General features: G+C 60.8%; 11 protein-coding genes. 2 read left to right on the forward strand and 9 right to left on the reverse strand.

Annotated elements, in window-relative coordinates; all coding sequences use genetic code 11:
• The first annotated feature begins 56 nt into the window (after positions 1-56).
• Positions 57-1,043, forward strand: a complete 987-nt coding sequence (locus tag D8U60_RS12285) for an asparaginase (protein ID WP_110603048.1) — start codon at positions 57-59, stop codon at positions 1,041-1,043.
• A gap of 45 nt (positions 1,044-1,088) precedes the next feature.
• Here D8U60_RS12285 and zapE read toward each other — a convergent pair whose 3' ends face one another.
• The 3 genes from zapE to D8U60_RS12300 form a co-directional block, all read right to left on the reverse strand.
• Entirely contained in the window at positions 1,089-2,183 is a 1,095-nt protein-coding gene (zapE, locus tag D8U60_RS12290) for a cell division protein ZapE (protein ID WP_016773254.1), read from the reverse strand.
• 90 nt (positions 2,184-2,273) lie between these two features.
• The gene (locus tag D8U60_RS12295) at positions 2,274-3,629 is read right to left on the reverse strand and encodes a tryptophan--tRNA ligase (protein WP_130900205.1); all 1,356 of its coding nucleotides are present in this window, start codon (positions 3,627-3,629) and stop codon (positions 2,274-2,276) included.
• Positions 3,630-3,653: 24 nt separating this feature from the next.
• A complete protein-coding gene (locus tag D8U60_RS12300; protein WP_122880734.1) occupies positions 3,654-4,283 on the reverse strand; it encodes an alpha/beta fold hydrolase in 630 nt (209 codons plus the stop codon).
• 144 nt (positions 4,284-4,427) lie between these two features.
• Between D8U60_RS12300 and D8U60_RS12305 the strand changes: the two genes are divergently transcribed.
• Positions 4,428-4,862, forward strand: a complete 435-nt coding sequence (locus D8U60_RS12305; RefSeq protein WP_016773251.1) for a DUF1043 family protein — start codon at positions 4,428-4,430, stop codon at positions 4,860-4,862.
• Between the two features lie 256 nt (positions 4,863-5,118).
• On the opposite strand, the gene D8U60_RS12310 is transcribed toward D8U60_RS12305, so the two are convergent.
• From D8U60_RS12310 to D8U60_RS12335, 6 genes are all read right to left on the reverse strand, one after another.
• Complete coding sequence (locus D8U60_RS12310; protein WP_016773250.1) at positions 5,119-5,853, reverse strand: OmpA family protein; 735 nt, start codon at positions 5,851-5,853, stop codon at positions 5,119-5,121.
• A gap of 121 nt (positions 5,854-5,974) precedes the next feature.
• Positions 5,975-6,619 (reverse strand): MBL fold metallo-hydrolase, encoded by a 645-nt coding sequence (locus D8U60_RS12315; RefSeq protein WP_130900206.1) that lies wholly within the window; start codon positions 6,617-6,619, stop codon positions 5,975-5,977.
• 60 nt (positions 6,620-6,679) lie between these two features.
• Entirely contained in the window at positions 6,680-9,415 is a 2,736-nt protein-coding gene (locus tag D8U60_RS12320) for a LuxR C-terminal-related transcriptional regulator (RefSeq protein WP_130900207.1), read from the reverse strand.
• A gap of 344 nt (positions 9,416-9,759) precedes the next feature.
• Positions 9,760-11,124, reverse strand: a complete 1,365-nt coding sequence (locus D8U60_RS12325) for a DUF1329 domain-containing protein (protein ID WP_024014265.1) — start codon at positions 11,122-11,124, stop codon at positions 9,760-9,762.
• A gap of 27 nt (positions 11,125-11,151) precedes the next feature.
• Positions 11,152-13,041, reverse strand: a complete 1,890-nt coding sequence (locus D8U60_RS12330; protein ID WP_122611810.1) for a DUF1302 domain-containing protein — start codon at positions 13,039-13,041, stop codon at positions 11,152-11,154.
• Between the two features lie 337 nt (positions 13,042-13,378).
• The gene (locus D8U60_RS12335) at positions 13,379-15,061 is read right to left on the reverse strand and encodes a fatty acid--CoA ligase (RefSeq protein ID WP_130900208.1); all 1,683 of its coding nucleotides are present in this window, start codon (positions 15,059-15,061) and stop codon (positions 13,379-13,381) included.
• Between the last annotated feature and the right edge of the window lie 224 nt (positions 15,062-15,285).

Consider the following 15,285-nt stretch of genomic DNA (forward strand, 5'->3'; position numbering starts at 1 on the left):
GCCCCGGCTGGCTTCTGGATCGTCTCCAGAACAGCCGGTTCTTCGCGAGGTATCACATGGAACTGCCAAAACTGGCCATTGCCGCGCTCGGCGGCACTGTCAGCATGCAATCGACGCAAGACGGCCAAGGTGTCGTTCCGGCGGTGTCCGGCGAAGCGTTGCTGAACACCGTGCCGGAGTTGAATATGCTCGCACGAGCAACCGTCGAGAGTTTCGGTCTGTTACCCAGCGCTTCGCTGGATTTCGAATACCTTTTGAACGTATTGGACTGGGCCAACGCGCAGATCAGCCGAGGCGTGGCCGCAGTCATCATCATCCAGGGGACAGACACTCTGGAGGAATCCGCCACTTTCTTCGACTACCTGTGGGCGCACGACGAGCCACTGGTGCTGACTGGCGCCATGCGCTCTGCCATGCAAGCGGGGGCTGACGGCCCGGCAAACCTGCTGGATGCCGGTCGCGTTGCATTAGCGGCATGCAGTCATGGGCGCGGAGCACAGGTGGTTATCAACGGCGAGATTCACCGCGCCAATAGCGTGCGCAAGGTCGATTCAATGGCCATGCACGCCTTCGCCTCGCCCTTGACCGGCCCTGCCGGCTTGTTGGTCGAAAGCGCACCGCGCTACTTTCAGCCGCCCGTTGCGCGCCATGTATTGCCGATGCCGCAAGACACGCTCCCGAAGATCGCGTTGCTGGAAGCATCACTTGGTGCGGACAGTATGCTGTTGGACAAGATAGTCGAGTCGGGTTACGACGGCCTGGTGATCGCCGGCTTTGGTGCGGGCCATGTTTCCGCGCACTGGGCCGAGGTCATCGAAGGCATCGCCCGGCACATCCCGGTGATCATTGCCACCCGCACCGGTTGCGGCGCGACTGCGCAAGCGACGTATGGCTTCGCCGGCAGTGAAATCGATCTCACGCGCAAAGGCGCCGTCATGGCAGGATTTCTCTGCCCGCGCAAAGCGAGAATCCTGTTATGGCTTCTGGTTGCCTGCCGACAGCAAGCACAGTTGGTCAAATGCCTCGCTGAATCCACGCCATGAAAAAAGGCCTGCAATCGCAGGCCTTTTTCGTTGCCGAAACTCCGTTTAAGGCTTGTGCGCCCGCGACAGGAATTCGTGGGATTGCATCTCCAGCAATCGGCTCAGGGTGCGCTGGAACTCGAAGGTCAGGCGTCCGCCGGTGTACAGATCCTTCAACTCGACTTCGGCAGAAATGATCAGTTTGACGTTGCGGTCGTAGAACTCGTCAACCATGTTGATGAAGCGCCGGGCGATGTCGTCGGTGGTGACGCTCATCTGCTCGACGCCGCTGAGCAGCACGGCGTGGAAAATCTTGCCCAGTTCGATGTAGTCGTTCTGGCTGCGCGGGCCGTCACACAGTTCGCGGAAGTCGAACCAGGCCACGTCGTCGCAGGTGCGCAGAGCGCGGATTTCGCGGTTCTCGATGATCAGCACATCGTTTTCCACCGCTGCCGTGCACTCCGGCGTCAGTGCCTTGAAGCTCTTGCGCAGGCTTTCGTGGGCGGCTTCGTCGAGCGGATAGTGGAACAGCTCGGCTTGCTCGAGGTGACGCAGACGATAATCGACGCCGCTGTCGACGTTGACGATCTCGGTGTTCTGCTTGATCAGCGCGATGGCAGGGAGGAAACGCGCACGTTGCAGGCCATCCTTGTACAGACCGTCCGGAACGATGTTCGACGTCGCGACCAGGGTCACGCCGTTCTTGAACAGCTCTTCCATCAGCGTGCCGAGGATCATCGCGTCGGTGATGTCGGAGACGAAGAATTCATCGAAGCAGATCACCCGCGACTCGGCCGCGAAGCGCTTGGCGATGATGGTCAGCGGGTTCTTCTCTCCGCCCAGGGTTTTCATTTCTTCGTGCACACGCTTCATGAAGCGGTGGAAGTGCGTGCGGGTCTTTTCCTTGAACGGCAGCGCTTCGAAGAAGGTGTCGACCAGGTATGTCTTGCCGCGACCGACGCCGCCCCAGAAATACAGGCCCTTGACCGGTGCCTGATCCTTTTTGCCAAACAGCTTGCCGAGCAAGCCCGGCTTGTTCTGGTCGGCGGCGATCAAGTCGTCGTACAGACGCTGCAAGTGACGCACAGCAGTTTCCTGCGCGGCGTCATGGAAGAAATCCGGGCGTTTCAGATCAGCTTGATATCGTTCTAGGGGCGTCATAATTCGTTAGCAAGGCAACAAAAACGGGCCGTCACTGTAGCGACGGCCTGTGGGAATGGCAATCGGCCCTTGGTCGGGTCGTGCCGCCGATCAGTCTTGAGCTGGAGTCAGTGCGACGCGCAACGCCTCGATGGCGGCGTCCCGCGCACCGATGTTGGCAAACGCCGGGCTGTCGCCCACGCACTCACCGGCCAGCCAGACGCTGAAGCTCAATTCTTCAGTACGCACGTCCAGCGGCTCGCCGGATTGCAACTGTTTGGTCACCTGGCCGGCGGTTTTGCCGTCGGCGAAGTTGCGCGACAGCAGCAATTGCTCGCCATCGGCCGCCAGCAGACGGAAACGGAAGCTGCCGTCGTCCTCGCGGAAGCTGACGAAACGCGCGGCTTTCGCGGCTTTTTTCTTGGTAGTCGCGGCGACCTGAACCTGATTGACGAAGGAACGCAGGCCAACCGCTTCACGCAATTCATTGAGGAACGGCGTGGCCACGGCGCGGGCCTTCTTCGCACCGATCTGCAGGATGTCTTCCAGGTCCGCCGGACGCTCGATCAACTGGTGATACTTCTCGCGCGCCTCGCCCAACTCGCTGTCGAGCAACTGGAACAGGCGATTCTTCGCCTCACCCCAGCCCAGACCACCGAGCAGTTCGCTGCGGAACTCGTCAGCCTGCGCCGGAGTGGCGAAGGCCTGGAACAGGGTGAACAGATGCGAGTTGTCCGGATCTTTCGCTTCGCCGGGCGCCTTGGAGTCGGTGACGATCCGCGAGATCGCGTCCTTCATCTCTTTGGCGCTGGAGAACAGCGGAATGGTGTTGTCGTAGCTCTTCGACATCTTGCGACCGTCGAGGCCCGGCAAGGTGGCCACGCTTTCTTCGATCAGCGCTTCGGGCATGGTGAAAAACTCTTTGCCCTGACCGAACAGATGGTTGAAACGCTGGCCGATATCGCGGGCCATTTCCACGTGTTGAATCTGATCGCGACCGACCGGCACCTTGTGCGCGTTGAACATCAGGATGTCCGCCGCCATCAGCACCGGGTAACTGTAGAGGCCCATGGTGATGCCGGCATCCGGGTCTTCACCCGTCTCAACGTTCTTGTCCACCGAGGCCTTGTAAGCGTGCGCGCGGTTGAGCAGGCCCTTGGCGGCGACGCAGGTCAGCAGCCAGGTCAGCTCGGGAATTTCCGGGATGTCGGACTGGCGGTAGAAGGTCACCCGATCGACATCGAGGCCACCGGCCAGCCAGGTCGCAGCTATTTCCAGACGCGAGCGCTGGATGCGCAGCGGGTCATCGCATTTGATCAGGGCGTGGTAGTCGGCCAGGAAATAGAACGAATCGGCCTGGCTGTCGCGGCTGGCGAGGATTGCCGGGCGAATCGCGCCGGCGTAGTTGCCCAGGTGCGGCGTGCCAGTGGTGGTGATGCCGGTGAGAATGCGGGTACGGTTGGTCATGGGTAATCGCTTGTCAGACTGCAATCAATTCGAAAGACGCGGCAGCAGCAGATCCTTGAGATCGGTCAGCTTGCCGTGAAAAAAGTGTCCGCATTCTGCCACTTTCAGCAGCTCATGGGGGCGCTGGAGTTGTGCCGACCACTGGTAGACCAGTTGCGGATCGATGACTTCATCGGTTTCCGGCTGGATCACGGTCAACTCGCCGTGTTGTGGCAGTTGATCCTGCTCGCCCAGACGCATCACCGCCGGGGCAACCATGAACAGGTGTGCAAGCTGGACGCCTTGGGCTTCGAGACGGCCGCCGAGACTTGCTGCAACAAATCCGCCGAAGGAGAAACCGAACAGGGTCAGCGGCAGATCCGGGTGTTTTTCCCGCAGCCATGCAGCGGCGGCCTGGGCGTCGTCGACTTCACCGGTGCCCATGTCGTGCGTGCCCTGGCTGGCGCCGACGCCGCGATAGTTGAAACGCAAGGTGATCAGGCCTGCGTCGCGCGCGGTGCGCTGCAGGGTCGAGACGACCTTGTTGAGCATGGTGCCGCCCTGTACCGGGTTCGGATGGCAGATCAGCGCGATGCCGCGCGGCTGCTCGTTATCCAGATACAAAGCCTCAATTTGGCCGACAGGGCCGTCAATCACTACGGGGGTTTCACGCATCAGCAAGGGAGGAACTCCGTGACCTCGAATCGGGTCGACTCGTCTAGCAAATTGTCTGTGCCAATCTATTGCGAGTGAATCGCGGTATACAGCGCAGGTTCGAGCCGTTAACGTAAAGCAAAGCCGTTTATAGAGGAAGGACTCGTGGAACACTCGCTCTTAGTTTGGTTGTTACCGACTCTTGCCCTGGTTGTGGGTGTCGCCATTGGATTCCTGATCGCGCGCGTTGCGCCGAACGCCGCACCGAGCCGCACGCAGCGTCAACTGGATGATATCCAGGAGCGTTTCGACAGTTATCAGAACGAAGTGGTCACGCACTTCAACAGCACCGCGATGCTGGTCAAGAAGCTGACCCAGAGCTATCAGGAAGTGCAGGACCACCTCGCCGAGGGCGCCAATCGTCTGGCCCTGGACGAGCAGACCCGCCAGCGCCTGATCGCCGCCCTGCACGCCGACGCAGCGCAGGCACCACGTGAACGCCTGACGCCACCGCGCGATCAGGAACCACCGCGTGATTACGCACCGAAGAGCCCGAATTCGCCGGGCATGCTCGATGAGCATTATGGTCTGAAGAAGTAATCGGGTTTCGCGCCCAACAAAAAGCCCCCGGACAATGCTGTTGTCCGGGGGCTTTTTTGTATCGGCTGATTTTGCGGTGACAACACTGGCCTCTTCGCGGGCAAGCCCGCTCCCACAGGGGCCAGGTGTGGAACACAGATTTTGGGTACACCACCAATACCTGTGGGAGCGGGCTTGCCCGCGAAGAGGCCGGCACAGATGACACAAAAAAATGCCCGAATCACAGGACCGGGCATTTCTTCAATCAGGCAATCGCTTACGGATACTGCTGCACCGTACCCGGCTGTTGCTGCTGACCACCGTACTGCTGACCCGGAATCGCCTTCAGGTTGACTTCGACCCGGCGGTTCTGCGCGCGGCCGTTGACGTCGCCGTTGCTGGCAATCGGGTTATCCGGGCCGGCGCCACGGGCCGACAGGTTGGCACCGCTGACACCTTGCGAGGTCAGGTAGGTCGCCACGCTCTGCGCACGACGCTGGGACAGGTCCATGTTGTGCTGGCGGCTGCCGGTGCTGTCGGTGTAACCGACGATTTCGATCTGGTTCTGGTTGAACTCTTTCAGCGAGTTGGCCAGGTTGTTCAGCGGTTGATAGAAGCTGGACGCGATGTTCGCCGAATCGGTGGCGAAAGTGATGTTGCCCGGCATGATCAGCTTGATCTGATCGCCCTGACGCTGCACTTCAACGCCAGTGTTGGCCATGCTCGCGCGCAGTTTCTTTTCCTGCTGGTCGGCGTAGTAGCCGTAGCCTGCTGCGGAGGCACCGACGACGGCAGCGCCGATCAAGGCGCCCTTGCCACGGTTGTCGTGGCCGATGGCGGCACCGGCGAGTGCACCGGCCAGCGCACCGAGGCCACCGTATTTGGCGGTTTTGCTCATGCCTTGCGAGCCACCGTCGGCCTGACCCTGATTGTCATACGGATTGGGCGAGGCGCAGCCGGACAGCACGGCCACGGCAGTAGCGACAATAATCAAACGACGCGTGGTGAACATGGAGAGCTCCTGGTCTTTTTGCATTCTGTGGTGCAGCGGCCACTGATCAATCAATGGACCTGCGCGGGCGTTGGATCATGACAATGCGCAAAAATTCCGCCGCACACCCGTGACAAAAAATTCAGGCACGCACAAACGGGTTCTCGCGCATCTCATCACCCAGACGCGTATCCGGACCGTGCCCGGTGACAACCGTTGCGTCCTCGTCCAGCGTATACAGCCGCTGCTTGATCGAACGCACGATGGTCGCCTGATCGCCACCCCACAAATCCGTGCGCCCTACCCCGCGACGAAACAGCGTGTCGCCGGCTATCAACAGCTTAGCCTCGGAAAACCAGAAGCTCATGGAACCGGGTGTATGTCCCGGCGTGTGCAGGGCCACGCCGCAACCGCAGGCGAGTTCTTCGTTATCGCTCAACCAGCGATCCGGCGACGGCACCGGGGTGTACGGCACGCCGAACATCTGGCATTGCATTTCGAGGTTTTCCCAGAGGAACTGGTCTTCCTTGTGCAAATGCAGCGTCGCGCCGGTTTTTTCTTTCATCTGCCCGGAAGCGAGGAAGTGATCGAGATGGGCGTGGGTGTGAATGATACTGACGACTTTCAGGCCATGCGCATCGAGCCGCGCCATGATCAGGTCGGGGTTGCCGCCCGGGTCGACGACGATGGCTTTTTTCGTGATCGGGTCGCCGATGATGGTGCAGTTGCACTGGAGCGGGCCGACGGGGAAGGTTTCGCGGATAAGCGCAGGGCTGGGCGTGGTCATGGAAAAATCCTGGACAGGGTCAACGCCGCTGGCAACGGCCGATGGCGAATTTTACCGGCGCTAGAGCAATAACCCCAACGCCTTCGCCCGCGCCACCGCCTGCGTACGCCGCTCAACCCCCAATTTGCTGTTGATATGGCTGGCGTGGGTTTTCACGGTGTGCAGGGAAATGAACAACTGCTCGCTGATTTCCTGATTGGAACAGCCCTGAGCGATCAGGCGCAGCACGGCCAATTCCCGGCTGCTGAGTTGTTCGGTAGCGGAGCTTTCCACGGCCGGGCGTGGCGCGGCTGTTGGAAAATGCGTGAGCAATTGCTGGCCGACCGCGTTGCAGGAGAGCGGCTGCAATTGCCCGCGCATCCAGTCGGCATGACTTTTCAGCAGCGCATCAAAGGGTTGGTAGACGCCGCCGGCCGCAGCTTCCAGCGCCTGACTCAACACCTTGCGCGCCTCGGGCTCGCGTCCACTCGACAGCAACAGCGCCACCTTCTGCGTCAACGCCATCACACTGAGCAACTGCCGGCCGGTCTGCTGGCCGTTTTCATGCAACACGTTCAAGCGCCCTTCGGCAAGCATCGGTTGCCCCTGAATCACATCGAGCAGCGCCTGTTGCAGTTCCACATGCAGCGGCAGCTGTGGATGAAATTCCGGTGGCGCCGCAGCGTTTTCGCCGGTGTAGGTCTGGCCCAATCGTGCAAGCCACGCCTCGGCAAGATCGATGCGGCCCTGAGCCAGCCACAGCTCGCATTTGACCAGAGTGATCATCGCCAGATAGTAAATCGGCGGTACGTCCCAGATGTGCATCAGGCGTTCGGCTTCGGCGAGTTCGGCGAAGGCCTTGGCGAACTCGCCGCTGGCGCCGTCCAGGCGGGCAATCACGCAGTGGCCGATCAGCACGCTGATGTCGCGACAGGCGCGCGCCTCGCCAATGCCGGCCAGCAGACGCAGGCGTGCGGCTTGCGGCTGCAAACGCATCGCCAGCAGGAAACCTTCATACAACGTCAGCCGTGCGCGCACGGCGTACAGGCGTTGCGGCGACAGACCGCGCAAGCGTTCCAGGCCCTGATGCACTTCATCCAGCGCGCGCAGGATCTCGCCCCGCGATTGCAGAACCCGGGCCCTGTCGTAGTGCGCCAGTGCTTCGAATAATGGATTGCCGACCCGTTGCGCCAGTTCGAGGGACTCACGGTTCAGGCCACGAGCGCGCCACAGATCGCCGTCCGCGATCGCCAGATTGGACAAGGTCGACAGGCACATCAGCCGCTGGCCATAACGCTTGGCCGGCAGGCTCTCCAGCGCTTCACTGCAATAGCGCAGGGTCAGTTCACGATGGCCGCGTCCGCGAGCGATGATCCCGCTCAGCGCAAGCCATTGCGCCAGCATGGATTTCTGCGCAGTGGCCGAAGGCGCCGGCAGGAAACGGCTCAAATGGCTGGCCAGCTCTTCAGCGGCATCGAGCTGACAGGCCAGCCCCAGCGCCCAGCTGTAGAGCACAATCAGCCGTGGCGTGCTGATCAGCAGGCTGTCGGGCAAGTCCATTTTCCAGCGCAGCAGCATGCCGACGTTCTGCTCGGCGAGCAGCTGTTCTTCGGACAGGTTCTGTACCAGGTTCGCCGCGACATCGAGATGCCCGGCACGCAACGCCTGCTCCACCGCTTCGTCGAGCAGGCCCTGTGCGTTGAACCAGCGGCAGGCGCGCAAATGCAGGGTGGCGTTGGGCACCATCGCCTGGGCGATCGGCCGGCTGCGCAACAAGTCAGAAAACAAATGGTGATAGCGGTACCAGTGACCGTGCTCGTCCAGCGGCACCAGAAACACCTGATGGGCGAGCAGAAAGCGCAGGATCTCGGCGCTGTCATGGGCTTCGCGGACGGCGTCGCACAGCTCGCTGCAAAAGCGTTCCTGCGGAGCGGTTTCGTAGAGAAACGATTGCACTTCGGCCGGCAAGCAATCGATGACTTCTTCGAGCAGATAATCGCGGATCAGCCCTTCGCCGCCGTTCAGTGCTTGCGGCAGCGCGGCATCGTTGCCCGCCTCGGCCACCGCCAGCAGCCAGAAGCGCAGGCCGGCGACCCAGCCTTCGCTGCGCTGGATCAGGCTTTCCAGTGCTTCGCCGCGCAGTGAGCTGCTGTGGCGATCGAGCAAGGTCAGGGCTTCGTCGTGGGTCAGGCGCAAATCCTGTTCGTGCAGCTCAAGCAACTGCCGCGACAGGCGCAGACGCGCCAGATGCCAGTCCGGGCGCTGACGGCTGGTGACCATCACCAGCAAGCCATCGGGCAGATGATTGAGGAAAAATTGCAGGCAACGATCCAGCACAGGCCCCTGGGCGAGGTGGTAGTCGTCGAGCACCAGCAGCAGCGGTGCAGCAGGATCGAGATGCAGCGCCAGCTCATCGAGCAGACCGTCGAGCCACTCTTCGAAAGCAAATGGTTGATGGCGCTGACGCATTTTCAACAGGCCGAGGGCACCAGCGCCCAAGGCCGGAAAATAGTCCTGCAGCCCTTCGAGCAAGCGCTCGAGAAAACGCCCGGGATCACTGTCACGCGGACTCAAGCCCAGCCAGAGACTTTGCCAGTGCGCCGGCAGGCTCTGACAGAACTCCACCGCCAGCGAACTTTTGCCGAACCCGGCCGGGGCGCTGACCAGCAGCAACCGACCTCCGAGCCCGGCCTGCAGACGCTGGCAAAGGCGCGGCCGCAAGACATAGCCGTCAGGCAGCGGTGGGCGGAAAAAACGCCCGTCCAGTGCTGCGACGGTGATGCTTGCGGGACCCGGAAGTGGGGACAGATCAGTCATGGCCGGCTCTTGTTCGAAGGCGATTGGCGGCGTTGCAGATGTCCGCAGCCTAGCCTTAAACGAAGAGGTAATGAAGGTCACTGCTACAAATGGCTACAAAAAGCCTACACAGCGCCGCCAAAATCCGGCATCACCGACCAATCGCGACCACGATGAATCCGTGTAGGAGCTGCCGAAGGCTGCGATCTCTTGACTTTGCTTTTTCCAGAATCAAAAACAGGATCAAAAGATCGCAGCCTTCGGCAGCTTCTACATGAGCGGTGCGGCGTGAAACCGCACGCAAAAAAACGCCCCGAACCGGTCGGGGCGTTTTCACGAGGATGCGGCCTCGGGTTTACGCAGGTTTAGCGAACACCATCCTGACGCAGAGCGGCCGGGGTGAAGTCGCTGGTGGTGGCGGTGAAGCCGAAGTCATACGCCTGCTTCTCTTCGTTCTTCATGCCCAGTGCCAGATAACGGCCGGACTGCAGGTCGTAGAGGGTTTCGAGGGCGTACCACGGCACTTGCTTGTCGTAGTAGTTCTCGGCATGCGCCTCGGCTACACGCCACAGTTGGCCACGACCGTCGTAGTGGTCGATGACCGCTGCCTGCCAGGTGTCCTCGTCGATGTAAAAGTCACGCTTGGCATAGATGTGGCGCTGGCCTTCCTTCAGGGTCGCGACCACGTGCCAGACGCGGCGCAGCTCGTAGCGTGCCAGGTCCTGGTTGATGTGGCCGGCCTTGATGATGTCCGAGTACTTCAGTTTCGGATCGTCGAGCTTGTAGCTGTCGGAGGCGATGTACATCTCTTTCTTGCCTTCGAGCTTCCAGTCGTAACGATCCGGCGCACCGTTGTACATGTCGAGGTTGTCGGAGGTACGCAGGCCGTCTGCGGCGGTACCCGGGCCGTCATACGACACTTGTGGTGCACGACGCACACGACGTTGACCGGCGTTGTAGACCCACGCCGAGCGTGGCTCTTTGACCTGGTCGAGAGTCTCGTGCACCAGCAGTACGCCACCAGCCAGACGCGCCGGCGCGGTCACTTTCTGCTTGAAGTAGAACAGGATGTTGCCCGGGTTCGCCGGATCGTAGTCCTTCATCTTGTCGCGGAACACGAACTGATCCTGGAAGTACACCAGGCTGTACGAGCCGTTCGGTTGCGGCGTGGCCTGGGTCACCAGACGGGTCACGCTGCCGCCGCGATAGCGGGTGATGTGGTTCCAGATCACTTCCACACCGGTTTTCGGGATCGGGAACGGCACGGCGGTATCGAAGTTTTCCAGACCGTTGCCGCCGGACACCAGGTTGGTGCTGGTGGCGTTCTTCTTGATCGCGGCAAACACGTCATCCGGCACGGTGGCGCCGCGATGGGACGGATAGACCGGCATCTTGAAGGTTTCCGGATAGCGCTTGAACATCGCGTACTGGCCCGGGGCAAGCTTGTCCTTGTACTTGTCGACATCCTTGGCAGTGATGGTGAACAGCGGCTGCTCACTGGCGTAAGGGTTGGACAGGAAGCCTTTGCTGTCGACGCTGCCGGCATTTTTCGGCAGTGGTTTCCAGGCCGGGATCGAACCGTCGGCATTACCGGCCATTTCCGCGCCCATCGGCGTCAGGCTCTTGCCCAGTTTGTCCGCTTCGGCAGCAGGCACCGCCGCCATGACACTGGTCGCCAGCAGCGACAGGCCCAGAACACCGGCGTGGAACAGACTCTTTGTTATTTTCATAAATTCGTTCGTCCTGAAATGCAGTGCTTAGAAGTTCACGCCGAAGCTGAGCGCCACGAAGTCGCGGTCATCCACGGTGGTGTACTTGCCGTCGAAGAAATTGGTGTAGGCCAGGCTCGCGGTGTAGGTGTTCTGGTACTCGGCATCGACGCCCAGGCTGACCGCTTTGCGACCTTCCTCGAAGTTGCCGCCAGGGCCTGGCGAGTAACCGCTGACGTCGTGGGACCAGGCCACGTTCGGCTTCAGGTTCACACCGGCAAACACGTCGTTGTATTCCCAGATCGCCCGACCACGGTAGCCCCACGACATCGACGTGGTGAAACCGTCGTTTTCGCAATTGCGGCTGCGGTTGTTCTGCGGCGAACCAGGACCTGCGCCGTTGATCGTGCTGTTGTTGAGGATGTTGGCGCAGGTATCGATACCGCCAGTGGCCGGCAACTCACCCGGACCGTAGACCGGATCGCGGCCATAACGCTTGTCGGAACGGCTTTCCAGGCCACCGACGTAGGTCGCGCCGACTTCACCAACGAGGGTCAGACGGCTGGCGCCCATGACCTGATCGAAGAAGTGCGTGAAGGTCGTCTGGATCTGGGTAATTTCCTTGCGCTCATAGCCATGCAGATCCTGACCCGGCACGCCGGTCAGCAGCGAAGCGTTGGTCAGCGCGCCGCCCAGCGGACGCACGCCGGCAAACAGGATGTCGGTGGAGTTCAGTTGTACCGGCGCGTTCGGACGGTAGCTGATCTCACCGCTCCACGCCGTACCGGTAGGCAGGGTGGTGGAGAAGCTCAGACCGTAGAGACGAATGTCTTCCGGGTATTCGATGAAGTAATTCGAATTGCCCGCAACCAGCAGCGGTGCGAGCGCGGCAAACGGCCCCGGCAGACCGGCGGCGGTGTTGTAGACCGATTGCGGTGCGCCGGTGGCGCTGAAAATCGGCGCACGGCTGTGGTAGTTCATGAAGTAGGCGCCGAACTCGGTGTCGAGTGGCTCGAACATGTATTTGAGGGACGCACCCCACTGACCGCTATCGCGCGCGTCACGGTCCGGCCCACGGCGCACCAGCACGCCTTCTTCGTCGACGTTCACACCGTTGGCGGCCAACGGCCCCAAAGCGATCGCCGGAATCTGCGAACGCTTGTTCAGTACGCGCAAATTGTTGTCGCAACCGTCGGCAACGATGTCCGGCTGGGAGAAGAAGGTGCCGCAGTTATCGACGACAGTCTGATCCCATTCCAGTTGGTAGAACGCTTCGGCCGAGAGGTTATCGGTGAGGCTCTGCGACACGTAGAACATGTTGACCGGAATCAGGCCTTCCTTGATCTCGGCGCCCGGACGACGGAACGCGGAGACGTCGATCGGGTTGATCGAGTTGATGCCGCCGCCGATGAAGGTACTTTCACCCCAGCTCACTACCTGTTTGCCCAGACGCACGGAGCCCGGCTGATCGGCAATCGCGTAGTTGTGGTAGACGAAGGCGTCGAGGATCTGCCCGCCGGAGGACTTGGCGCCCTCTTTACGGTTGCTGTCGCTGATGTCCTTGAACTCGCGGCTCTCGTCCTTCAGTTCGAAGTCGTACCAGTACTTGCCACGGACGAACACGCCGGTGTCGCCGTATTTCAATTCAAGGTCATGGATGCCCTTGAAGATCTTCGAGAAGGTTTCGCCGCTCTTGAAGTTGGCGTGACCGTCATCGGAGGTCTGCGACAGGCCGCGGCCGCCGTTGTTGACGCCGATGAGGTTCTTGTTCGGGCTCTGAGTAGACCAACTGGCACCGATCGACAGGGACGAGTCGAACTGGCCTTCGATTTCACCGACGTTGAAACTGACGCCGAATGCAGGCCCGGCGAGCGAGGAGGCAAGACTGACCGCCAGAGGCAGTTTCGCCCGGCGCCAGAACTGGTTTACTGAGGTCATCGACGCTACTCCATGTGCATTATTGTTATGGCAGTGAGTACTTTTAAAAACGCTGTGGAGGACCGGGCGCCAGGGCTGCCCGAAATCGTTCCAGAGTTGCTCGCCCCGTTCAGTGCGTGTGCTCCGTTTTCAAAAAGTCCTTGAGCGGACTATAGCCAGCGGGTGGTAGTGCTTGATCCCTCTAAAGTGTGATTTGCAGCCGCCAACCACTCTGGAACAGTCCTTTCGCCAGTCCGACACACGTCGGCACGGCAAGGATGGCTGATTTTTTCGATTTCACAAGCCAAGCGCTTGCTTGGTGGGTCTGGCGCGCCGGTTTCGGCGCGCCAGCAGGCACTTAAAGTGTCGAAAGGAAGGTGCTGTTGTTGGCCTGCCATTCGGTGATGTCGAGGCGAATGCGCTTCTTGTCGAGCTTGCCGACACTGGTCTTGGGAATTTCGGTAACAAGGGCGATCTGACTGGGAATCGCCCACTTGCTCAGGTGCCCCAGCTCGACGAACGGCTTGAGGTGTTCCTTCAGTTCCCGTGCGCCGATCACCTGGCCTTCGCGGACCACCAGCAAGGCAAACGGGCGCTCGCCCCACTGCGGATCGGCGATGCCCACCACTGCTACTTCGCGTACCGCCGCATGCCTGCTGATGAGGTCTTCGAGGTCGAGTGAGGAGATCCACTCGCCGCCGGTCTTGATCACGTCCTTGATGCGATCACGAATATCGATCACGCCCATGCTGTCGAGCGTGGCGACGTCACCGGTGTGCAACCAGCCACCGGCCCAGAGCTCGGCGCCCTTCTGCGGTTCGTTGAAATAACCTTCGGTCAGCCATGGCGCGCGCAGCACCAGTTCGCCCTGGGTTTCGCCGTCGGCCGGAAGGAAATTGCCCTCGCCGTCGACAATCGCCGCTTCGACCAGTGGCCCCGGCACGCCGGCCTTGATCCGGTAAGTGGTGCGCTCGTCTTCGCTGCCGGCCATCAATTCGTCGTTGAGGTGCGCGCAGGACACCAGCGGCCCGGTTTCCGACATGCCGTAAGCGGCCGTCAGCTGAATGCCACGGGCCTTGGCGTTTTCATAAAGACTGCGATTGAGTGCGCTGCCGCCAATGACGATCTTCCAGCCGCCGAAGTCGGCACTCTGCGCGGCTTTGGCGTTGAGCAGCATCTGCAGGATGGTCGGCACGCAATGGGAAAAGGTGACTTTCTCCTTGCGCCACAACTCCACCAGATACTCCGGATCGTAACGCCCCGGATAAACCTGCTTGAGCCCGAGCATGGTCGCCACGTACGGCAACCCCCAGGCGTGGACGTGGAACATCGGCGTGATCGGCATGTACACATCGTTGGTGCCGAGCAGCCGCACGCTGTCGATCGAACCCATGATCGTCGCCACGCCGATGGTGTGCAGCACCAGTTGCCGATGGGTGAAATACACGCCTTTCGGATTGCCCGTGGTGCCGGTGGTGTAGAACGTGGTGGCGACCGAGTTTTCGTCGAAGTCCTGAAAATCGTATTGCGCACTCGCAGCGGCCAGCAGTTGCTCGTATTCGCCGACAAGGTTCGGCAGCTCCGCGGTTTTCTCCGGCAGATCGGTCAGCAGCAGGGTTTTCTCCACCGTGGTCAGCTGCGGCGCGATGGCCTGATACAGCCCGACGAACTCGCTGTTGACCAGCACGAAGCGGTCCTCGGCGTGGTTCATGGTGTAGAGGATCTGCTCGGGTGACAGGCGCACATTGATGGTGTGGATCACCGCGCCGATCATCGGAATGGCGAACATGCATTCCAGGTAACGGTGGCTGTCCCAGTCCATCACCGCCACGGTGTCACCGGCCTTCACGCCAGCAGCCGTCAGCACGTTGGCCAGCCGCGCAACCCGCTCGATCAGGGTCGGATAGCTGTAGCGCAACTGGTCGCGGTAGATGATTTCGCGGGTTTTCTCGTAACGGGCGCCGGACATCAGCAGCCGTTTGATCAGCAATGGATACTGGTAGGCCCCATCGGCCGGCGGAATGACCCGAGTCTGCAACATAAGAATCCCTTTTCTGACTGCACGGTGTTGGCGGAGAGATTCGTACTCTAGTGCGCCAGCATGACAGTCAAATCAGCCAAAGGAATGATTTGCAGAGCCGTACAAATGCTAGCTTTGCGCCAGCACCCCAGGTATCAGGAAATTGGATATGGCCCCTGTAGGAGCTGCCGAAGGCTGCGATCTTTTGATTTGCTTATGAAAAGACAAGATCAAAAGATCGCAGC

This window comes from Pseudomonas sp. Sample_11, from assembly GCF_004307505.1.
Lineage (GTDB): Bacteria > Pseudomonadota > Gammaproteobacteria > Pseudomonadales > Pseudomonadaceae > Aquipseudomonas > Aquipseudomonas atacamensis.